Source organism: Alphaproteobacteria bacterium LSUCC0396, from assembly GCA_041228345.1.
Lineage (GTDB): Bacteria > Pseudomonadota > Alphaproteobacteria > Puniceispirillales > Puniceispirillaceae > UBA3439.
This window is the reverse complement of record CP166131.1, coordinates 2373719-2396553: the sequence shown is the minus strand read 5'-3', so window position 1 is coordinate 2396553 and position 22835 is coordinate 2373719. Positions and strand designations below refer to the sequence as shown.

The following is a 22835-nucleotide window of genomic DNA, read 5'->3' as shown; positions in this document are numbered from 1 at the left end:
TTTTCATAGTTTTTTGCGCGATCTTTTTGGGTGAAAAGAAGGAAAGCCGCTCCCACCTCCGCAAATTGTTCAAAATTTGGAATATTTAGAAAATTTTTGTGATTATTACCGAGAATGCTTTGCTTTTGTATCGCAATAGGCCACACTATCCCTCACAAAAATCAAATTCGGAGGAAATTGTGAAAATCGTAAAATCTATCGCCAAAAGCGCTCTGCTTGCCGGTATGGTAGCTGGCGCTTCGACAGTTGCAATCGCTGGTGGGCACGGCTTTAAATGTCAAGTAAGTGAAGACTCAATGGCAAAACCGGGCGGGTTCCCTGATCGTGCGTTGACAATGATCGTACCTTACGGTCCAGGCGGGGGTTCAGGCCAGGTTGCAGCGGCAATGGCTAAGGCTGTTACTGACCTTACCAGTGTTGACATCAACCGAGATCACAAGCCGGGCGGTTCCGGCTCAGTTGGCACGACAGCCTACATGGCAATGCCTGCCGATGGTTACAATGTTCTTGAGCATATTGATGATGCCTCATCAGCACATGCGCTTGACTCATCGAAGGTGAACCCAGCTGTCGATCTTATTCCGCTCGTGGTTTCTCAAGTCACCTTCTCACAAATCTATATCCGCACAAATGAAGACCGTTTCACAGATTGGAAATCATTTGTTTCATGGGTGAAGGCCCAAGGGGGCAAAGCAACCATAGCAAACGTTTCTGCTGAAGGTTCAATGGAACGCGTTACAATGAAGTTCATTACTGATGCCTCAGGGATGGAAATTCAACAAATTTCCTTTGACAAGGGCGCCCCTCGTTACGGAGCACTTCTTGGTGGTCAGGTAGACGCTCTATTCGAACAGCCTGGGGACGTCAAAAAATTTCTTGATGCCGGTAACTTTAAGCCGATCTTGACTATTTTTAATGAACGTCCGAAGGCATTTGCTGATGTTCCGACTCACATGGAGATGGGTATGAACTTTGAGCCGCTACTGCGTTTCCGCGGTTTCTACGTCAATGCGAAGGCACCAGCAGATCGAGTAAAGTGGCTCCAGTGGGCATTCCAACGTGCTTATTGTCAGGACAGCTACCAGAAGTATAACGAGTCAAAGTTTATGACTGTTATCGACAGCTATCGCGACACTGAAGGTGCGAAAAAACTGATTAACCAGTCAATAAATCAGTACCGTGAAGTCTACAAGCAAATGGGAATGGCAGTTAAATAATATCAATTGCCTTCGCAATCTAAAGTATGCCCTGTGGTTTAATTACCACAGGGCATTATGAGGTTTAAACATGGGTAAATTATCAAAATACAATATAATAGAGGCCTTTATTTGGACTTCCATAGCGTTAGTCTTTTTTGTTTTTTCATTTGAGTTTAATCAAGGTATCGAGATCTATAAATTTGGCGCTACTGGATGGCCCCGTGCGGTAATCCTCATGCTTGTCCTTGTTGTAATTGGTAATATTTTTCATCAAAGAAACCATGGCTCAGGTGCTCAAGATGGACGAGTTGGCGTAACTGACGATGATCTCAGTGGCGTTCATAAATCTTTTTCATCAATTCTAAATATTGTGGCTTTCGTGCTACTACCTCTAATTTACGCTTGGTCACTCAAGCCTGTGGGGTTTTACGCAGCCACACCTATTTTTGCCGCAGCCGTTATTGTGCTGCTTGGTGAGCGCCGAATAAAATGGATTATAGGGATCACGACTTTGATATATTCCATTTTGATTGGACTGTTCATGGTTGTGCTAAATGCTCCGCTACCACAAGGCACAGTCTCGCCATTCTATGATTTCAGCGCGCTGATGCTTCGCATGAATAATCAGCTGCAACATTTGTTCTAGATCTAGGTCATATAAAATGATTGAAAACTTTCTTGCTGGTACTGCTGCGCTTTTTGGCGACCCTTTCACGATAGCAATCTTTGTGTTTGGCGTTTTGGGGGGCATGCTGTTTGGAGCTATACCAGGTGTTAGCATGCTGACGCTTGCGGCAATACTGTTGCCATTTACCGCGGGCCTTGAAGCCTCTCAAGGAGTGATGCTGTTTGCAGTAATCTATTGTACCGGTACATATGGCGGCGCAATTACGGCAATTTTGTTCAATATCCCGGGCGCACCTGAAAACGCGCCTACCGCTTTTGATGGGTATCCCATGACCCGTAAAGGCATGGCCGGTAAAGCCGTTGGAGCGGCGGTTCTATGCTCAGCTGTTGGCGGCACAGCCTCGGCGTTGGTAATGATGGCGGCGACGGAGCCGCTTGCACAATGGGCGATCAGAAATATTGGCCCACCAGAGATCTTCGCTCTAGTGTTTTTTGGGCTTGCTGTCGCCTCTTCAGTTGGTGGCAACACCATCTGGAAGGGCTGGATGTCAGTTCTTCTCGGGCTTTTGATTGCGACAATTGGTCAAGATCCAGTAGGCGGTATCAACCGCTACAATTTTGGCCTTAGTGATTTGGCTGCAGGAATTGCTTTTGTTCCAGCGATACTTGGCTTTTTTGCAGTGTCAGAAATCTTTGTTCAAGCAGAGCGGCGCGCCTTTGGAAAACATACTGCACCAAAATTTAGCGTTGATTTCCCAACAATTGCAGAGCTATGGCGTTATAAAATTGCTGTAGTCCGTTCAATTTTTGTTGGGTTCTTCTGTGGTATTTTGCCTGGCATCGGCGCCACTCTTGCAGCCTTCATGGGATATGGCGAAGCGGTACGCTGGTCGAAGGACAAAAAATCCTTCGGCAAGGGTAATATTGAGGGCGTAATTTCATCGGAAACCGCCAATAACGCGGCAACTGGTGCAGCAATGATCCCGCTTCTTGCACTTGGCCTTCCCGGCGGCGCTTTGACCGCGATGATGGTTGCGGTGTTCCAGATGCATGACATGGAACCAGGGCCGCTGGTCTTTTACAATTCACCAGATTTGATCTGGGTTGTTTTCGCCGCGATGTTCTATGCCAATGTGTCGATCTTGTTCATCGGCCTTATTGAAACAAAAACAATTCTGTATTTGCTGAAAATCCCGTTCCATTTCCTAGCCCCAATGATCCTGCTGCTTGCCAGCATTGGCTCATATATCGGACGCGGTTTGGTACTGGACGTCATCGTCATGTTTGGTGCTGGCATCATAGGGTTTTTGTTACGCCGGTCAGGCTATTCGATTCCGGGCATTGTTTTGGGGATTATCCTTGGCAAAATTGGCGAGCAGAACTTTGCTCAAGGCATGCAGATGGTGCATTATGATCTGTTCACCTATTTCTCACGGCCGATCTGCACAATCCTGATCATTGCTGGTGCTATCACGCTTGGTACTGGTGTTTACAAGGCGCTGGCGTCAAACCGCGCCGGCGCATCGCAGGATTAAAACAGAAACCATTGAACGAGTTTATTACAACCTCACTCCTACCCTCCCAAGACTTCGGCATTACGCTTGCTGTCTTGGGAGTTTTTTTTCTATCGGGGATCGTCAAAGGCTTTCTTGGCATCGGTTTGCCAGCGGCGGCAATGGCCTTGCTCACTCTCGTAATGGAACCGACAATTGCCATTTCGCTTTTGACCCTGCCGATTATCTTTACCAACATCGCGCAATATACCCGCAGTGAAAACCGACGTGAAATTGCCGAGAAATACTGGCTTTTTGGCCTCGCGATTATGGCGAGCATTTTCCTGACCTCACTTTTTATTATGTCATTTCCAAAGGCAGTCCTCACCGTTTCAATCGGTTTTGCGATGATTGCGTTTTCACTTACACAGATGTTTGGCGCAAAAATTCCGCTTGGTCACGGCCGCAAATGGCATATCGGCGTGGGGCTTTTTTCCGGCATACTTGGCGGATTAAGCTCGATCTGGTCACCGCCGGTTGCGATGTATTTGCTGGCGCATAATGTCTCAAAAGCCGAATTTATCGGTGCGACAGGCTTTTTGTTTCTGGCCGGATCAATCCCGCTGGCCGCTGGCCTGACATTTGCCGGTGTGCTGAATTTTGATACGGTGCTGCATTCGCTGATGGGGTTGGTTGTGGTGTTGGCTGGATTCCGGGTTGGTGAATGGTTGCGCGGCTATGTGCAGCAGGATTCGTTCCGCCGGATTGTCCTCTGGGCATTCTTGATCATGGGCGCGCGCCTGATCGTGGTTGGCCTGTTTTAAGCCGCGCAATCTAAAGCCTGGATCGCTGCATTAGCCCAGCGCCGCCTCAATTGCAGCAAAGACCGCCAGTAAATCACGGTCAGTCTCGGTATCTACCACGGTTCCGTTTGACGCCAGCTTGACGATCACCAGCCGTGATGCACGGTCAATCCACAGCCATTGCCCATGGATACCGATGGCGCAGACAATCTGGCGATCCTGATCGGGGCGATACCATTGCGAACGGTAATTCCCATTGACGAAAAGTCGTGGCCCCTCGCCGTCTTTTTGCTGAAGCCAGATGCTGTTGTCACGCCGGTTATAGATATCATCAATCCAGCTTTTGGGGATAATCTGCTGGCCGCCTGCGATGCCGCCATCGCAAACCATCTGACCGATCCGGAGCAAATCATGAATTGTCAGGCACAGCCCACCAGACACCCGCGGCGCCCCAAAGGTATCAAGGCTGATATAGCCCTCATATCGCGCCCCGCACGGCACCAGAATATGGCGTGAAAATAGCGCGGCAAAACTGGCGCCGCCGCAGCGTTCAATAACCCAGCCAAGAACGTCACTATGCGGCGAGCAATAATGATGCCGTGTGCCATGCGGGTCATTTGACGGCGGCATCTTGGTCAGAAAATCGCGCAAACCATCATTCCGGTCACCCTCTTCGATTGGGTTCCATGCCGAGGCGCGGCGATAGGCCATGAACACGCCGCTTGTATCAAGGTAATCTTCGTTAAAGGATGAGGCGATCTGCATATCCAAGAGATGCCGCATCGTTGCGCCAGCATAGGCACTATTGCCAAGTTCGGGCAGGTAATGCGTCACCAGCTGCTCTGGCGCAATGCCCCCTTGGCCGACCAAAACGCCCGCCAGCAACGAGGCCATGGATTTGGTGACGGAAAAGATAATATGCTGGCGATCGGGCGCGCCAAATCCACCAAACCAGTCATAAACCAGATTTCCATCCTTCATCACCGCAAAACAATCGCTTTGGCTGCGGGCCAGAAATGCGCCAAGCTGCTGTTTTTCGCCAGCCGCATTGATAAAGGAAAGATCATCAAGATTTTGACGCGCCTCATCAATCACAATGGGGTTAGAGGCAGGCTGCACAGGCGCAGTTGGCAGCAATTGCCGCAAATGATTAAACGACCAGCGGGCAACCCCGGGCTCGCGCCAATTGGCGAGCAATGCCTGATAAGTAGCGGGCGGCGGAAAGCCCTGCATCATCTGCATGATATTATTTTCTGGGTTTTGATCATTTTCTGGCATATTTTGCTGACCCTATTGGAAACTGCAACATCGGACCGACGGCAAATTCTTCATCTGCTGCATCATGGCTGACAAGCAAAGTCGGTATCTGCAGCAATTTGATTTGTGCAGCAACAAACTGGCCAAATTGCTGGCGCAGATCAGGGTCAAGGCTGGAAAAAGCCTCATCCAACAACAGCGCCTTGGGTTCTGCCAGCAGCGCGCGCATCAACGCAACACGTGCAGCCTGCCCGCCGGACAGGCTGGCTGGATCACGCGCGGCAAACCCGTCGAGACCGGCCGCCGCCAGCGCGGCATGAACCGCGGCCTCGCGCGCCGCCCCCTTGATTGATGCAGCCAAGCCAAATGCCAGATTATCACCAACGCTTAAATGCGGAAATAACAGCGCATGTTGAAAAATTATTCCGACCGAACGCCGGTGAGCCGCAAGCACCCCAATATCAACCCCATCAAGCCTGATATCACCGCGCCACATAATGCCGGCAACTGGCGTTCCGGAAATCAGCGCGAGTAAAGTTGATTTACCGCAGCCGCTTGGCCCATGCAGCAACCTGATCTGCCCTTTTGGCACGGTGAATGAAAGCCCTGTTACTAGCGGCCGTTCAAATCCGAATTCAAGCGCGTTAACCTCTAGCATCTCGAATAAAATCCTGATTTCCCAGATCGTTAAAAAATCAATCGACCAGTTCATTGCAATGTGACAGAACAGCGGCGACAATGCTATCAGCGATCTTGCCTCGATCGAAATGAAAAACGGAACTTTTGAAACGGCAATAGAGGACAGAAACATGCAGAGAAATCGTTTTTACCGCACCGCCCGCAATTTTCTGATCGGTCTCGGCCTTGCCATAACCGCTTCATCAGCTAGCGCAGACGGATTTGTCCAGCTTGAAAAAGCTGCAAAGGGCCAGACCGTCTATTTCAACGCATGGGGCGGGGATGCCAAGATCAACAGCTACATCAAATGGGCCGGCGATACCTTGTCCGACCGGCATGATATTAAGCTTGTGCATGTCAAATTAACCGATACAGCAAGTGCGGTTTCGCGCATTCTTGCCGAAAAGGTGGCCGGACGCCTCGATGGTGGCGCGATTGATCTTTTATGGGTGAATGGTGAGAATTTTGCGGCGATGAAACGGGCTGGCCTGCTGCAAGAACGGCCATGGGTTACATCACTGCCAAATTGGCAATATACCGATAGCAACGCCTTGCCCGGTATCCTGTCAGATTTTGCCGAACCAACCGAGGGCAAAGAAAGCCCGTGGGGACGCGCGCAATTAGTCTTTTCCCATGATAGCGCAAGGCTGCAAACCCCGCCAAAATCAGCCCGAGAGCTGGCTGATTATATTGCAGCAAATCCGGGCCGGTTCACCTTTCCGCAGCCGCCCGATTTCATCGGCATGTCCTTTTTAAAGCAGATTTTGATCGAGCTTAGTGATGCGCATCCGGCGCTTTATCAACCTGTTGGCGATGCCAGCTTTGATGCTGTTACCGCGCCTTTATGGAACTGGCTAGATGCAGCAAGGCCAAATCTATGGCTGGCTGGCAACGCCTATCCGGCGAATTATCCGGTTCTTCGCCAGCTTCTTGGTGACGGTGAAATTGACATTGCGATTGCGTTCAACCCTGCTGATGCCTCGGCGGCGATTGCACGGGGCGAGCTGCCCGAGAGCGTTCGAACCTACATCCACGACAGCGGCACCCTAGCCAATGTGCATTTCCTTGCGATCCCGTTTAACGCATCCGCGCCCGCCGCGGCCAAGCTGGTGGCAAATTTCATGCTCTCACCCGAAGCGCAGGTCAAAAAGGCCGATACCGCCGTTTGGGGCGATCCGACCGTGCTGTCGATGGATAAATTATCTGACGCCCAGCGCATGGCCTTTCATAAGCTACCGCGCGGTATCGCAACCTTGAGTGATGCCGACCTTGGCCGCACCCTTGCCGAGCCGCATCCAAGCTGGGTTCCCCGACTTGAGGCGGCATGGATTAAACGCTATGCCAGCGGCAATTAGCAGTGATAAAATCCAGCCGTCGGCCGATTAGCAGCAGTACCAGCCTAACCGCCCTTACCGGCCTTACAGCCTTGCTGTTCGGATTGCCGGTTTTACTGGGGCTAATCGGGATTATTTTGCCAGCAGCCGGATATTTCCCAGCACTTGGCAAAACCGGTTTTTCGGCCGATGCGGCGCAACAGTTTCTGGCGACACCCGGCCTTATCTGGGCCAGTTGGCTGTCGCTTAAAACCGGATTATTGGCAACCGGCCTTTCGCTTATCGGCGGCTTTATTATTCTTGCCGGTTTTACTGGCAGCAAAATGATGGTGCGCCTGCGTCGGTTGCTTGGCCCGTTGATTGCAATCCCGCACAGCACAATCGCCGTTGGGATGGTGTTTTTGCTGGCACCGTCCGGCTGGTTAATGCGGCTGATATCGCCATCACTGACCGGCCTCAGCCAGCCGCCTTTATGGGGGCTTGTTCCCGATCCCGCCGGGCTGGCGCTAGTTTTGGGACTGATCACAAAAGAATTGCCATTTCTATTGCTGCTTGGCCTTTCAGCGAGCGCAACCCTGCCGCTGCAGCGTTTGCTGGCAATTGGTGCGGGGCTTGGCTATGGGCGGTTTGCCAGCTGGGCCTTTCTTATTTTACCGCTTATCTATCGCCAGATCAGGCTGCCAGTTATTGCGGTTCTGGTCTTCAGCCTGTCAGTTGTCGATATGGCGTTACTATTGGCACCTAGCCTGCCGCCGCCCCTCGCCATTCTGGTTCTGAACGGCTTTCATGACGCCGATCTTGCGGCGCGGCTGCCAGCGTCATTTGGTGCGGTCTGGCAAATCGGTCTTGTGCTGATTGCGGTTTTTATCTGGTATTTACTGGAACAGATGATCGGCAAGATTGTCCAGTTTTGCCGGTGGCGCGGCTGGCGCGGGCTTGCGGCTGATCACCTGTTACCAATTTTATCGATCATCGCTATTCTGCCACTGCTGATCGGCGTCATGGGGCTGATTGCGGCGCTAATCTGGTCTTTTGCCACGGGCTGGTTCTTTCCAGCGGCCTTTCCCGCCAGCATAAGCCTTATGCATTGGCAGGACGCGGCAAGCTATATGCCGCTTGTGCTGAATAGCGGAATATTGGCGATCACGGCGGCATTACTGGCGGTGGGCGTTGTGTTTTTGTGGCTTTATCATGGGCAGGGTCTCCTTCAGCAAAACCGATTATTACAGGCAGCTATTTACCTACCACTTTTAGTGCCGCAAATCAGCTTTCTGTTCGGATTGCAAATCGGGCTTAGCTGGGCCGGCATTGATGGCAGTTGGCCAGCATTGATCTATATCCACATGATTTTCATTCTGCCATATATGTGGCTTGTCCTTGCACCGGCATTCGGGCAAATGGACTGGCGCCATGACAGGGTGGCAAGCAGTCTTGGCGTTGCGCCATTTCGCCGGTTTTACCGAGTACATCTGCCGCTTATGGCAATGCCGATCGGTGCCGCGCTATTCATCGGATTTGCTGTTTCGATCGCGCTTTATCTGCCGACCGTTTTTGTTGGCGGCGGTAGGATTGGCACGATTACAGTCGAGGCGGTCAGCCTTGCCGCAAATGGCAGTCGCGGCCCCGCCGGTGTTGCTGCCATGTTACAAATTTTAATCCCGCTGATCTGTTATGGGGTGATTTGGCTGTTGCTGAAAAACCGCTTTCGCCGCTTTGCCAATATGCAAGGTGGCGGCCTTACTTAAATCACCGTGAATCGCGCGTTATCATTTGCGCAAAGCCCATATTTGCGATCATATTAGCAGCTGAAGGATTTGCCCTAATTATCTTTCGCCTTTTATATCTGTAGCCTGTGTATCTTTCATAAATCAGATATTGCAGCCAAACACCTAGCACGCCGTTATCGCGGCATCTGAAGACCAACGCCTCAAAACGAAATTATGTCGACGGCGATCAACGGAACCAGACATTAATGGCACAATTTATTCTACCGATAATTTTTGTTGTTCTATGGTCGTCTGCTTTTGTGGCTGGCAAGGCAGGCGTTCAGCACGCAACGCCTTTTGCCTTTTTGGCGGTCAGATTTGTGATTGTGGCACTGATTTTCATGGCGGTCGCCATTGGCATCAGGATTTGGCAGAAAAATCGCCAAAACACCAAAGATGCAGCCAATGCCAAAACCGGCACAAATGATCCAATTTTCTGGACAGCCCTTGTTGGTGTTCTAATCCATGGGGTTTATCTGGGAAGCACGTTTTTCGCGATGTCAAACGGCCTCGGCGCTGCCTTGGCCGCCTTGATCGTTTCCACCCAGCCTTTATTGACCACCGCCTTGGCGATTTTCCTGTTTGGCGAAAAACCGCTATTGGTTCAATGGGTTGGTGTTTTTATCGGATTTGCCGGTGTGGTGGTTGTGCTATTGCCATCGTTGGGGGTTAATGCGCCGGCAATTGCGATCATGTCCTGTATCTTTGGATTATTGGCGATTACCGCTGGCACATTGCTGCAAAAACGCATTGGCGGCTCGATTGGCTTGCTGAAAAGCAATATCATTCAGGCGAGCTCGGCCAGCCTGTTTTTCATCCTGCTGATCTCGACCGTGGAAACACCACATATCAATTGGAACCAGCCCTTTTTGATTGCGCTGGCATGGCAGATATTAGCGGTCTCGACCGGCGCTTATGTGATTTTGATGATTTTGATCAAGCGCGATAGTGTCGCCGCGACAACGTCACTGTTGTTTCTGGTGCCGCCAGTCACCGCAATTATCGCCTTTTTCATCTTTGGCGAGCCATTGACGCCAGTTACGATCAGCGGCTTTTTAATGGCGTCGGCAGGGGTTTATCTGGTGACCCGTCATGTGGCACGTCCCCTTGCCTGATCAGGCGATACTCACTTTGGCTGCAAAGGCCAATCATCCGGATTTGGTCATCCAGATTTGGTCACCCCGATTCAATCACCCCGATTCAATCACAAAGCCGGCGCGCCAGATATTGCGTAAATTCATGGTTTTCACGCTCTAACCAGCTTAACGGGCCGGGGCTGCCAAGCGGTGATAATGCACCTTGGTAAATTCCCTCGACAATGCCGCGATCCTCAACCTGAACAATATCGAGAAACGCTTTGGTCTTGGCAATAAATGCGGCTTTATCGGGTTGTGCATTCAACACCTCGGGCGGAACCGCAGCGCCATATTTGATCGATACCTTGCCGCGCCCAACCGGTTGTAGGCATAAATACCAGAGATGATCGGGGGCCAAAACATACATATGCGCCGGAAAAACCGTTGGCATTACCGAAATATTTCGCCATTTTCCGGTCAGGGTTTTGTTATCGGGATGGGCGTTGCCAACCGGCGCACCATCCGATTTGGTGAAAAGCTGATAAGTGAAATGTTCAAAAATCCCGCGCTGGTCAAAGCTGGTGTCTTTCACCACATAATGCGCGCCAACCGTGGCCTTGTGCGCAACCGGCAAATGATAGCTTTCCATGAAATTTTCGGTCAGGCATTTCCAGTTACAATCCCACTCATGCTGTTCGGTAAAGATGGTTATGTAATGAGCCTGAGCATAGGGCGCGGTGATCTCGGTCAAGGGCGCCAGCATTTCGGCAACCGGTGCAATATCTGGATTTAGCGAGACATAGATCCAGCCTTCAAACTGATCACAGCGAACCTGCGGCAGGCTTATTGCCTTTTTATCAAAACAGTCGGTTTGATCCATATAGGGCGCCGCCACAAGATTACCCGCAATATCATACGTCCAAGCATGATAGCGGCAGGTGAATTTCCGCGTATTTCCCTTGCCATCAACCAGCCGCATCATGCGGTGCCGGCATATGTTTGACATAGCGTGGATATCGCCGCCAGCGCCGCGCACAAGGATTAGCGGCTGATCACAGAGATCAAAACTGATATAATCCCCAGCATCGGGAATTTCGTCACTACGGCCAGCGCAAATCCATTCACGGTGGAACAGGCGCTCGCGTTCAAGCTGGTAAATATCGGCAGAGACATACATGTCTTTGGGCATCGCCGTTGCCGACGATAACGGGGTTGCAGCAAGCTCTTTTAAGGCTGCCAGCGTTTGTGCCAGCGGTGTATTTGCCAGCAGTGCCTGATCAGGTGATGTTGTCATCATAACCAAACCCCTCTCCCAAAGATATTCCAGCGCCTAGCACGGCATCGCTATCATTCACGACGACTTTGGTGTGTAAAATTCAGCGCGCGCCTTGGCAAGATAGCCCTCACGAAGCGCCAGCGTAAACGCGCCCGCCTGGCCATCTCCAATGGGTTTGCCATCAATATTCCCAACAGGCATTACATAAATCGACGATGCAGTGATCAATGCCTCGTCAGCTGCCATAACCTCATGGAGAGTATAATTACGCTCGATTAACGAAATATCGCGTTCCTTTGCCACCCTAAGCATTGTCTGGCGGGTAATACCATGCAGGATTTCGTTGCTAACCGGCCGCACATAAAGCACATTGTCCTTAATGAAAAAGAAGCTGGACGATCCGGCCTCGGTCACAAATCCCTCATCATCAACCATCAATGCCTCATAGGCACCTGCCTGATTGGCGGCGTGTTTCGCCATCACCTGCGCCAGCAGATTCGTTGATTTGATATCGCGCCGCGCCCAGCGCAAATCGGGATAGGTCAGAAGATCAATAACAGGCGGCATCGCGTCAGCCGCAAACTTTTCGCCTTGGGTAAACGCAAACACATTCGGCACATACTGGTCATGATAATGAAACGCGCGATCACCAGCACCCCTTGTAACATGAAGGTATAAGAACCCGGATTTTGCATTGTTTTTTTCGATCAGCAGCATCAAAGCATGAAACATCTCATCGACGCTGAAATTCATCGGGATTGTCAATTCACCAAGCGAGCGTCTCAACCGATCCATATGGTAGATAAAATCAACAATCTGCCCATCCAGAATCCCAAAGCCTTCATAAACAGCATCGGCGAATAAAAGGCCGCGATCAAAAACCGGCAGCTTAGCCTCACTCTCGGTAATATAGTCGCCATTTAAATAGATAATCCGCTCGCTCATACCATGCTCTTTTATATATTTTTCAATAGTCTGGTTAAAAATCTCTCATTATTACTGGATGTCAAAGAACTACTGGCAGTCAAAGAGATCCTGCATCCAGCGTTGATCACCGCTAGACAAAAACCCTAATCCCAGAACGGACAAATGAAAACCAAATATTATGTGACAATCGCGCAAAACCAAAACACCGATCACGACACCGTGTTTAAGATTGCCAGATCCGGCCAGCGCGCACACAGCCGTGCGTGATTGGCAGGATCAATACTGACCAGAATTTGTTCATGCCCTCGCTCGTCAAAATGCGATGATTTAACCATTGCATTCTGATGCAGCCAAGCGCGCGCCGCGCCGTCAATTGGCGGCACATCAACAGTCACCAAAATCGCCGATTTCCCGAGATGCCGATCAAGATGCGCCATCAAATCATCAACGCCGTCACCCGTGGCAGCAGACACAAACACACCGCTTGGGAACATGTTTTGCAAGCTGGCAATCTGTTCATCGTCAGGCTCTAGCAGATCGGCTTTATTCAGCACATGAACAACCCGCGCGGCCTGTGTTTCGGCGTCCATGCCAAGGTCGCCAAGCACCTTGATCACATCGGCCGCCTCTTCGGCCACCTGCGGCGATGACGCATCATGCACATGAAGCATGACATTGGCATGAACCACCTCTTCAAGCGTGCTTTTAAACGCCTCGATTAGTTCGGTTGGCAGCTGGCTGATAAAGCCGACCGTATCGGCAAGAACCGCCTTGCGGCCAGAGGCGAAATCTAGTTCGCGCATGGTCGGATCAAGCGTTGCAAACAGCATATCCTTTGAGAGAACACCAGCACCTGTTAGCCGGTTGAACAAGGTTGATTTGCCAGCATTCGTATAGCCGATTAACGCCAATGTTGGTGTTTCACTTCGAAGGCGGTTGCTACGCTGCAAGGTTCGTGTGCGGGTGACTTCTTTCAGCTCGGCTTTAATCCGGATTACGCGGTCCATCAGCATTCGGCGATCAAGCTCGATTTGCCGCTCACCGGGGCCTCCTAGAAAGCCGCTGCCACCACGCTGGCGTTCAAGATGGGTCCAGCTGCGCACAAGGCGGCTTCGCTGAAAACTGAGCGCGGCAAGTTCAACCTGCAGCCGACCAGCATGGGTTTGCGCACGTGCGCCAAAAATCTCAAGAATAAGCTGGGTGCGGTCAATAACCTTGGCCTTGATCTGGGTCTCAAGGTTACGCTGCTGCACAGGCGATAGGGTTGTATTAATGATAATCAGCGGCGCGTCGCGGCTAGACATAAAATCTTCAGTCAGATGCGCCAAACGTTCAGTAACGCCTTTGCCAAAATACGAACCCGCCCGCAATTTCGCCAATGCAACAACCTCGGCATGAACCACCTCAAGGCCGATGGCTTCGGCCAGCAAACAAGCCTCATCCAGCATTAAATCGGCAGAACGGCTCGACGGCGCATTCCGCACTTCGGGATGGATAACAAACGCAATTGGGGTGCCCAAGGCAAGCCTCATTGAAACTGACGATGATCAATCATCATCAATAGCGTGGCTAGCAATGATCAGCTAGCACAAAAGCGAAATCTTCGACCAGCAATACGATTTCCCTGATAGACCAATGGCAGGGTTTTCGCCTAATATCAAAAAAAGATCTTTTTTGGGCGCGCACCCTTATGCCCCATATCAACATAGGAACAGCCCATCATGAGCAAGACGATCATCATTACCGGTGCTGGAAGCGGCATTGGCGCAGCAACCGCCAAGGCCTTTTTAGATGATGGCTATCATGTTGGCTTGATCGGGCGGCGCCAAGAAACGCTGGAGGCAACCGCTGACGGCCATAAAAACGCGTTGGTTCTACCGTGTGATGTTGCTGATCCAGACGCAGTGGACAAAGCCTTTGCAAGCACTATGGCGGCGTGGGGGCGGCTTGATACGCTGTTCAACAATGCCGGTATTGGCAGTTTTTCAACGACCATTGACGAAATTCCAGTTGAGACATGGCTGAATGTTGTGTCGATCAATTTGACCGGATCATTTTTATGTGCGCGTGCGGCCTTTAAAATCATGCGCGCGCAATCGCCCCAAGGTGGGCGGATTATCAATAACGGGTCAATATCCGCGCATGCCCCGCGCCCGGGATCAACCCCCTATACCAGCACGAAACACGCGATTAGCGGCCTGACCAAAAGCCTGTCGCTTGATGGACGCGCCTTTAACATCTGCGCGTCGCAAATCGACATTGGCAATGCGCTGACCGATATGGCGCAGGCAATGACCACCGGTATGCCCCAGCCAGATGGCAGTATTCGCCCTGAGGCAACTATGGATGTTGCGCATGTGGCATCATCGGTTCTGCATATGGCGAATTTGCCACTTGATGCGAATGTTCAGTTTATCACTGTGATGGCACCAAAAATGCCGTTTATCGGCCGAGGATAGCTAATTCGAAGAGTGCTATTTCTTTTGTGCTGCGGTTAACGTCCTCGCCGCAGCGAGGGCCAGCGCAATCGCACTCCACATGAAAATATTGTTCCATTGGCCAAAGAAGTCACCGGTCGACTGGATCGGAAAAAACAATCCAAAAGGCACCACAAAGGCAGTTGCGGCAACGACATTATCGCGGTTTTTTCGCCAGCCCGCAAAGGCCGCCCAGACAATGCTGACAATCATCAAGCTCCCTGTAACAAGGCCGATAACGCCAGTTTCAGTTAGCAGCTGAGAATAAAAATTATGGGGGTGATTATGGCAATCAAATTCGGAAGACACGCCAATGATTTCCGGACAGAGATCGCGGAAAGTAGCTGGCCCTAGACCTAGTATAAGTGAGTCCTTCGCCGCCTCTGGCCCAGCCATAATCGCGCGATAATATGGGCTGTGCGATCCAGTAGGTAATTGGCTTATAAACTTATCAACATATCTATTTTGAATTGAAGGTGATGATAGGAATAGCGCCACCACCGCAAAAATTTCAATAATTACTAGAATACCGTAACGCCGCCAATGCGGCCGCCACACCAGCGCCGCCAACATGCCGCCGCAGGCTCTAATCAAGAAATTAATCCGCTCACCGGTCAGCACGGACATAATGATGCTGATCAAAGACAAGCCGCCCATGATCGATGCCAGCCTGGGTTTGGCGCCAATCGCTAGTGCCACCATGATGGTAAAGGCTGGTAGACCGACCTTGGACAGATAATTGCCCGACACCAGATCATCATAAGGCCAAGACAGACGTCCGCCCTTCTGGCCTTCGATTATTATTTCTGCAGTCAAAATACCGGTCATCAACATCATGCCAAGAGCGGTTGACACCAGCATCGCATATAAAAGGCGTCGATCAGTGCCTAGCCAAAAGGCTGTGGCCATTGCAAATAGAGGAAAGCGAAACCACGCTAATCCTTCAGGAAACGCATAGGCCGGCATAACCGATAATGCTGATGAAACCATGCAGACAGCCAAAAACAGAAAACTTGTCCTGACCCAAAAAGCCTTTAGCCATCCACCATCGCGTTTCATGATTGAACGAACGACAAAAGCGAGTGCCAGAATTGATAGCCAAATATCGGCCGGACTCCGCTCTATCAGCAGAATAAAGGGGCCGAAAAGCCAGAAAATATGAAAGCCTTTTTCCCAACGCGGCATTGCGGCAAGCGCGTTGCAGAGGCCAGTCCAGATGTCTTTAAACATTGCCTTGATTGTTGGCTCTGGCGCCTGACCGGACTCATTCACGATATTTAAGTTTTTCATTTCTAATCGTTCTTTTGATAATAGGCCAAATACCAATCGGCAAATTTTTGAACACCATCGACGACTGGTGTATCAGGCTGGAAACCGACCCATTTCCCAAGTTCACTTGTATCTGCCGATGTGGCGGGTACATCACCCGGTTGCATTGGCATAAAATTTTTCCTTGCCGTGACCCCAAGTGCTGTCTCAAGCGCCCCTATATAGTCCATCAATGGTGTTGGGTTACCGTTACCGATGTTAAAGACGCGATATGGTGCGGTCGATGTCGCAGGATCAGGACGCAAGGCATCAAACTTCGCATCTGGCGTTGCTGGTTTGTCAAGGACGCGGATGACCCCCTCGACAATATCATCGATGAAAGTAAAATCACGAACCATATTCCCATCATTGAACACATCGATGAGATCTCCCTTCAGCATCGCATTGGCGAAAAGAAACAAGGCCATATCCGGCCGCCCCCATGGGCCATAAACGGTAAAAAACCGCAATCCAGTTGTCGGCAGTTGATAAAGATGGCTATAGGTGTGCGCCATCAGTTCATTGGCTTTTTTTGTGGCTGCATAGAGGCTTAAAGGGTGATCAATATTATCATGCTCGCTAAAGGGCATGGTTTCATTGCCGCCATAGACCGAGGATGAACTGGCATAAACAAGATGGCCAATCTGATGATGCCGGCAGCCCTCTAGGACATTCATAAAACCTTGAAGATTTGCGTCGATATAGGCGTGCGGGTTTGTCAATGAGTAACGTACACCGGCCTGCGCGGCGAGATGAATGACACGATCGGGCCGTTCAGATGCGAACGTATCAGCCATGGCGTCGCGGTCACTAATGTCGATCTTGTGAAAGTTAAAACTTTCTTTTGGGCTAAGCTTGGCAAGGCGCGCCTGTTTCAGAGACACATCATAATAATCATTGAGATTATCAATGCCGATAACCTCGTCACCGCGTTCGAGCAAACGCGATGCGCAATGCATACCAATAAAGCCAGCAGCGCCGGTGACAAGCGTTCTCAATTAAACCTCCAACCCATACTAATTGCTCGACTGAATAGTACAAAAAACATTATTCAGCAAAAGACTTGGCGCAAGGCGACATATCGTTCTATAACATTTGAGAACCGAAAAGAAATTGAAAATGGGCCGGAAAACTTACAAAACTTTGTTCCAAAGCACTCTCAAAAAAAGCGTTCACTATCAAATTGCGAGTTAGATTAAAAAAGTTTATAAAAGGAGGCTATGGTGTCTCTAGTTAGTAAGTACGCAAATAACATTGACGGTTTGAATGTCTAACTTAATGCAAAGTTTTACGGTTTGGTTATTTGGCCTTGACCGATGGAAAAAACGGTTACTTCAAATCGCCTTTGACGTGTCCATCACTCCACTTGCGTTTCTGCTGGCACTCTTCATGCGGCTCGAGACTACCGCTTACCTCTACAAGCTAGATACCTACATTGGGGTTTTGATCGCCATAATCGCGACCCTATCTGTTTTTGCGGCGCGGGGGATTTACAACAATTTTGCGCGGCATATTTCAATTGAGACCGCCAATAGCATAATTATTGGCTGTCTAGTCTCTTGCACAGCCCTGCTCTCGGCAACTCTCTTGCTCGAGCTCCAGATACCGAGGTCAGTTCCACTGATCTACGCAACAATTTTGTGTTTTTTTTCAACATCTGCGCGCTTTCTTATTCGTGGCCTCGGCCAAAGCATCGCTAAAAAACCTCAGGAAAATGTTGCAATCTATGGAGCCGGTGCCGCAGGCATCCAACTGATGGAGGCAATGCGAAAGAACCCGAATTATCGCGTCAAGTTTTTTATCGACGAAGCCCCTGAGCTGATTGGTAAAATTATAGGCGGCGTTAAAATTTTCAGTTTGGATCAGTCCAAGAAAAAATTAAAACAACTAAATATCGAAACTCTACTCCTTGCGACCCCAGGCGATACCAACGCCACCCGCCGCAAGGTTTTTAATATATTACCAGAGCATCCTCTCAAGTTAAAAACCGTCCCCAGTATCTCAAGCTTGATAGCCGGAAGAGCTGAAATTACACAGCTAAGAGACATAAAAATTGAGGATTTACTGGGGCGCGAACCGGTAGATCACAATCCGGGCCTCATGGCAAAAACCATCGCTAACAAAACGGTCTTAGTCACGGGTGCTGGAGGGTCTATAGGTAGCGAGCTATGCCGACAAATCATCCAGTGGAAGCCGAAAAAACTCATCCTTCTGGATGTATCAGAATTTGCCGTCTATACCCTATTAGAAGAGTTGAAACAGCACCCAACCATCAATGGATTTGACCTAATTCCACTGATCGGATCAGTGCAAGACAGGCAATTTTTGAAAAAGATTTTTGATCATTTCGCGCCAGAGACTGTCTACCACGCCGCCGCCTACAAACACGTACCGCTGATGGAACAAAATGTAATGCAATGCATTGCAAACAACGTTTTTGGCACACTAAACATGGCCGAGCTCGCCATTGCCGCAAAAGTAAAGCATTTTATACTGGTCTCAACCGACAAGGCGGTTAACCCAACAAATTACATGGGCGCATCAAAACGACTTGCAGAAATTATCTGCCAAATCCTGCAACTAGACAATGAAAAGACCTGTTTTTCAATTGTGCGGTTTGGCAATGTCTTAGGGTCCTCAGGGTCAGTGGTGCCGCTGTTTAAAAAACAAATTGAAGACGGAGGGCCAATTACGCTAACCCACCTTGATGTGACGCGCTACTTTATGACCATACCAGAAGCTGCGCAGCTGGTAATTCAGGCAGGGTCAATTTCCAAGGGTGGTGATGTTTTTGTTTTGGATATGGGAGAGCCCGTCAAGATTATTGACCTCGCCAAAAGGATGGCAATGCTATCGGGGCTTCTACCTATAGTAAACAGTGAAACGAAGTTAGTAAACAGTGAAACGAAGTCGCAACAGGGTGAGGTTGCAATCAATGTAACTGGGCTGCGACCAGGCGAAAAACTATTTGAAGAGCTCAGCTACGACAAAAATTTGACGGGAACAATCCACCCCCGCATCAATACAACTGCCGAGACACCAATGAAAAAAGAAAAATTACAGGCAATATTGGCCACTGCACGTAACGCCATTCGTGGTGGTGACCACCAAAAGCTGTATCAAGTAATTGCCGAAATCACTGACGGGGTTGCTGACGTCGCCAGATCGAGTGACGCGTTCATCAGCGAGCTTAACAGGCAGCCAAATAAAATCGTCCCGATTTCAGTTAGAAGAAATGAATAGAATAACTACCGCTTAACGATTTTCGGCGCATTCATATGAGCGTCAGGGCAAACCCCAATGCAAATCCAGCAGCAACCTCAGCCAGGCTCAACAGCTGATAACTGGCTTTATCATGCATCTCTCTCCGCGTGGCTATGAGGCCATTGAAAAAGAGATAGAGCTGATAATGGCAAGAGACGACAAGCGGCCGTTTATCAATGGCCTGGTTATATTGGAGCAAGGGAAACGCGAGCTTGAACAAGATAAGAAAGTCTATAGGGCGAAGAAGCTGTTTGACTTGACGCCAGCGGGCTAAGGAAAAGATTTCGTGGCTACGTCCTTTGAGCCTGCCACGACAGACTTCAAGTCGAAGGGCAAAAGGCCTTTGATACTCGCCCTCTCCGTGGTCGTTGGTGGCATGGCCGGCGTTGTCTATGTTTTGATTGCAAGCGCGATGCGCGGCAGGAGAGAGAGAGGCAGCATAGAGCCGGGTGAATGGCTAGCTGCTGACGCGTGAAATAAGCTTCACCGTCAACAAACCCATGCATCATGTCTCACTCTTTTGGCGCACCCTCATCGCCGTCGTCCGCACTTTAGGCCACAAGAAAAATAAAAAAGCGCATTAGGCAGAAGCGTTAACTCAAGGAAACATTATAGTACCTTTTGCGATACCTTCAGCGCCTTAACGAGTTGGTTTGAGGCTCTGCGCATGTATCGGTCTGCACGAAAAAGGGGGCCTGCCCTCTCCCGGCAGACCCCTTTGTCTTCTCTGAATTCTTGCTTGGCTTAGCTAATGCGAGAAACAACCGCGCATCAACCATCAGGAGGAAGTGCGCCTCGATAAGTGCGATCCACCGCTACGGCTATTTTGAGGACCCCAGCAAACACCCGGAGGTCAAAATCGCAATCCGAAAGATAAACCGCAAATTAGGCACGCGCTCCAAACAGGCGTGGCAGATAAACAGGCTTGTGCTTGATAGAATGCTGCATGTCTGCGGAGATGACTTGCGCGGCATCAGAAACAGAATGATCCTTCTTCTTGTATACACCTCATTGCGAAGAAGGTCAGAGCTGACATCATTGAGAGTCGAGGATTTGACAAAGTGTGGCGATGGGCAAGGCGTAATCCTCCTGCGCCAGTCAAAGACAGACCAGACGCAGGAGGGCGTGCCGCTTGAGCGAACCATACTGCAGGGGGGGAGTCGGAGGCCAAATCACTAAGTTATTTCAAGAACTGCGATGCCAGGAATTAGATATTAGTTTAGAGAAGTGACTTTACAAAACCTGCAGGTCGTGAATTGACTTTTTAAGAAAACTCAAACCTTAATCTCATCAATTTCCAATAAAGTTAAAAAGCCATCGCGAAAAACCAATGATCTCTGATCAGGCTTTTTACCAGTCATTTCCGCTCTCCATACAATAACTTTTTTCCCGTCCTGAAAGAAAAATGCACCTGGGTAAGGTCGAGTAACTGCCCGTATTAGTCGCTCAGCTTCAAATACAGAACCATCAAGATCAATTTCACCGTCTTCAGGTTTTCGGCCAGGCCATTCAGTTGCTCTTGAGACATCTTGAGCTTCAAAACTGACTGCTCCCAAAATCAAAAGTGGCAAAATATTTTTTACCAACTCGACATGCGCATTGTTTACCAGATTGTAAAGCTCAGAAGCCGTTATACGATTATGCAGTGGAATAACAAGCTGACCACCAATCAAACCAGTATCAACGCCCTCGTCTACCTTAAACAAAGTAACTCCTGTCTCAGGGAGTTCTTTAAGTATTGCCCAAGGAATTGCTGCACGTCCACGGCCGACAGGCAAGAGCGTTGGATGCATTCCAAGCACGCCCATTTTAGGAGCTCGTAACACTTCGGTACCGGCAATCTGTGACCATCCAACAATAAACAGCCAATCAATATCAGCACGCCTGATTGTGTCACTGATGTGTGGGTCATTAATGTGATTGCACTTCTCTAAATGTATAGATTTTTCTTTGCAAAAGTCGTCTAAATATACGCGACCCGACTTATCCAATGAATTGCTGTCATTTAAAGTTATCGCTAATTCAAGGTTATACCCTTCACTATAAATCGCTTTAATACAGCTCAACCCCAATTCAACACAAGTGACAAATCCAAACTTCAAATTAATATACCGGTGGTGGCTTTGAAAGATATTTAAACGTCGATAATACAATTTTCAGGTCGTTCCAAGCTGAAATATTTTTGGCATAAATCCCATCAAATTCAGATTTCTCATCAATTGACATTCCATCAAATGAGTTAACTTGTGCTAATCCAGTTAATCCCGGTCGACATTTTAAAGCCCCCACTGAACGTCTTTTCTCAATTAATTCGACTTGCGTTACTAAAGAAGGCCGAGGACCGACGAGCGACATATCGCCTATTAAAATATTCCAAAACTGCGGCAACTCATCTAAGTTGGTTCTCCGCAAAAAACTACCTAGCCAACTTAAGCTTACCTCGCCAAGCTTATCCGATGCCACTACAGCAGTATTAACTGGCATGCTTCGAAACTTGTAGAATGAAAAAACTCTTCCATCTTTACCCACTCTCATGGACACAAAAAATATGGGGCCACCATCTAGATTTTTAATCAAAAAACCAATTATCAAAAATAACGGCAACGAAATCATGAGAGCAAATAGCCCGAAAGCGATATCAAGGCCACGCTTTAAACAACAGGAGTACAATTAAAACCCTCGCCGAAACGCCAATTGGAATGCCTCTGCGTATAAAAAACCACTCTGCCCGCCCCTATAGGAAGCCAGTCCCTTAATGACTTCTTCTGAGCGCGGATGAGGTGCAGGACGCATCACGTTACGGTAACATTTCAATGCAGATATTTTTTGTTCAATAGAACTAGTAATATCAAAAAAAACATTGGGCAAAAAGGGCAGTTGTGCCTCTGGTAAGGCCCAATCAGTCGATGAGGGAATTTCCATATAGTAGAGACTATTTAAAGGCTTTATGTCATTTCTGCGTTGAAACAAACGAGCAGCTGCTGTACATGCGCGCGAAAGATGGCGATGGTCATCATTGAGGTCATTGGGGTGGTGCGTGAAAATCCGATCTGGCTGAAAGTCGATAATAGCTTTTTCTACAAACTGCACCAACTCCAAATGAGGTACTGTATTCAACATGATATTTGGGAAAGCACCAAGAACAGGGAACGAAAAGCCCAGCAGACTATTTGCTGATGCTATGTCTTCCAAAAGCTCATCGTTTTCAGGTCTATGAGTTCTGGCATCAACTTGACCAGAAGCCACTATCGATTGAACCACTTCACCCGCGTCTACCAGTAACTTACCAGTCCCACCGAGCCCAAGCACCTCATCGTCAGGATGTGCGACTACAACTAAATTGATCATAA

Annotated in this window: 20 protein-coding genes; 10 read left to right on the top strand and 10 right to left on the bottom strand. The window is 49.3% G+C overall.

The window, feature by feature from the left end:
- Positions 1-98: 98 nt before the first annotated feature.
- The 4 genes from AB8881_11350 to AB8881_11335 all read left to right on the top strand — a co-directional run bounded on the left by AB8881_11350 (position 99) and on the right by AB8881_11335 (position 4143).
- Positions 99-1217, top strand: coding sequence for a tripartite tricarboxylate transporter substrate binding protein (locus AB8881_11350; protein ID XDZ63127.1), 1119 nt, complete (start codon positions 99-101; stop codon positions 1215-1217).
- Between the two features lie 70 nt (positions 1218-1287).
- The gene (locus AB8881_11345; GenBank protein XDZ63126.1) at positions 1288-1845 is read left to right on the top strand and encodes a tripartite tricarboxylate transporter TctB family protein; all 558 of its coding nucleotides are present in this window, start codon (positions 1288-1290) and stop codon (positions 1843-1845) included.
- Between the two features lie 16 nt (positions 1846-1861).
- Complete coding sequence (locus AB8881_11340) at positions 1862-3361, top strand: tripartite tricarboxylate transporter permease (GenBank protein ID XDZ63125.1); 1500 nt, start codon at positions 1862-1864, stop codon at positions 3359-3361.
- Between the two features lie 11 nt (positions 3362-3372).
- On the top strand, positions 3373-4143 hold the full coding sequence (locus AB8881_11335) for a sulfite exporter TauE/SafE family protein (GenBank protein ID XDZ63124.1): 771 nt from the start codon (positions 3373-3375) through the stop codon (positions 4141-4143).
- Between the two features lie 30 nt (positions 4144-4173).
- Here AB8881_11335 and AB8881_11330 read toward each other — a convergent pair whose 3' ends face one another.
- Positions 4174-5400, bottom strand: coding sequence for a serine hydrolase domain-containing protein (locus AB8881_11330; GenBank protein ID XDZ63123.1), 1227 nt, complete (start codon positions 5398-5400; stop codon positions 4174-4176).
- Complete coding sequence (locus tag AB8881_11325; GenBank protein XDZ63122.1) at positions 5387-6190, bottom strand: ATP-binding cassette domain-containing protein; 804 nt, start codon at positions 6188-6190, stop codon at positions 5387-5389. The genes AB8881_11330 and AB8881_11325 overlap by 14 nt, the downstream gene beginning before the upstream one ends.
- Here AB8881_11325 and AB8881_11320 point away from each other — a divergent pair.
- From AB8881_11320 to AB8881_11310, 3 genes are all read left to right on the top strand, one after another.
- A complete protein-coding gene (locus AB8881_11320; protein ID XDZ63121.1) occupies positions 6189-7412 on the top strand; it encodes an ABC transporter substrate-binding protein in 1224 nt (407 codons plus the stop codon). The two genes, AB8881_11325 and AB8881_11320, sit on opposite strands and share 2 nt — an antisense overlap.
- Before the next feature lie 2 nt (positions 7413-7414).
- Complete coding sequence (locus AB8881_11315) at positions 7415-9136, top strand: ABC transporter permease (GenBank protein XDZ63120.1); 1722 nt, start codon at positions 7415-7417, stop codon at positions 9134-9136.
- A 227-nt stretch (positions 9137-9363) separates the two neighbouring features.
- On the top strand, positions 9364-10272 hold the full coding sequence (locus AB8881_11310; protein ID XDZ63119.1) for a DMT family transporter: 909 nt from the start codon (positions 9364-9366) through the stop codon (positions 10270-10272).
- An 85-nt stretch (positions 10273-10357) separates the two neighbouring features.
- Here AB8881_11310 and AB8881_11305 read toward each other — a convergent pair whose 3' ends face one another.
- The 3 genes from AB8881_11305 to hflX form a co-directional block, all read right to left on the bottom strand.
- Positions 10358-11530 (bottom strand): aromatic ring-hydroxylating dioxygenase subunit alpha, encoded by a 1173-nt coding sequence (locus AB8881_11305; protein XDZ63118.1) that lies wholly within the window; start codon positions 11528-11530, stop codon positions 10358-10360.
- Between the two features lie 54 nt (positions 11531-11584).
- Complete coding sequence (locus AB8881_11300) at positions 11585-12454, bottom strand: aminotransferase class IV (protein ID XDZ63117.1); 870 nt, start codon at positions 12452-12454, stop codon at positions 11585-11587.
- A gap of 191 nt (positions 12455-12645) precedes the next feature.
- Positions 12646-13956, bottom strand: a complete 1311-nt coding sequence (gene hflX, locus AB8881_11295; GenBank protein XDZ63116.1) for a GTPase HflX — start codon at positions 13954-13956, stop codon at positions 12646-12648.
- Between the two features lie 201 nt (positions 13957-14157).
- Here hflX and AB8881_11290 point away from each other — a divergent pair, with 201 nt between their 5' ends.
- Positions 14158-14895, top strand: coding sequence for an SDR family oxidoreductase (locus AB8881_11290; protein XDZ63115.1), 738 nt, complete (start codon positions 14158-14160; stop codon positions 14893-14895).
- A gap of 15 nt (positions 14896-14910) precedes the next feature.
- On the opposite strand, the gene AB8881_11285 is transcribed toward AB8881_11290, so the two are convergent.
- Positions 14911-16203, bottom strand: a complete 1293-nt coding sequence (locus tag AB8881_11285; protein ID XDZ63114.1) for an O-antigen ligase family protein — start codon at positions 16201-16203, stop codon at positions 14911-14913.
- A 2-nt stretch (positions 16204-16205) separates the two neighbouring features.
- The gene (locus tag AB8881_11280; protein ID XDZ63113.1) at positions 16206-17219 is read right to left on the bottom strand and encodes an NAD-dependent epimerase; all 1014 of its coding nucleotides are present in this window, start codon (positions 17217-17219) and stop codon (positions 16206-16208) included.
- 268 nt (positions 17220-17487) lie between these two features.
- Between AB8881_11280 and AB8881_11275 the strand changes: the two genes are divergently transcribed.
- On the top strand, positions 17488-19464 hold the full coding sequence (locus AB8881_11275) for a polysaccharide biosynthesis protein (protein XDZ63112.1): 1977 nt from the start codon (positions 17488-17490) through the stop codon (positions 19462-19464).
- 112 nt (positions 19465-19576) lie between these two features.
- On the top strand, positions 19577-19759 hold the full coding sequence (locus tag AB8881_11270; GenBank protein XDZ63111.1) for a hypothetical protein: 183 nt from the start codon (positions 19577-19579) through the stop codon (positions 19757-19759).
- Between the two features lie 1000 nt (positions 19760-20759).
- Here AB8881_11270 and AB8881_11265 read toward each other — a convergent pair.
- The 3 genes from AB8881_11265 to AB8881_11255 are packed head-to-tail and all read right to left on the bottom strand — an operon-like array spanning position 20760 to position 22833.
- Positions 20760-21587: a formyltransferase family protein gene (locus AB8881_11265; protein XDZ63110.1), complete on the bottom strand. Its 828-nt coding sequence runs from the start codon at positions 21585-21587 to the stop codon at positions 20760-20762.
- A 1-nt stretch (position 21588) separates the two neighbouring features.
- Positions 21589-22155 (bottom strand): sugar transferase, encoded by a 567-nt coding sequence (locus AB8881_11260; GenBank protein ID XDZ63109.1) that lies wholly within the window; start codon positions 22153-22155, stop codon positions 21589-21591.
- A complete protein-coding gene (locus AB8881_11255; GenBank protein ID XDZ63108.1) occupies positions 22156-22833 on the bottom strand; it encodes a PIG-L deacetylase family protein in 678 nt (225 codons plus the stop codon).
- Positions 22834-22835: the final 2 nt, after the last annotated feature.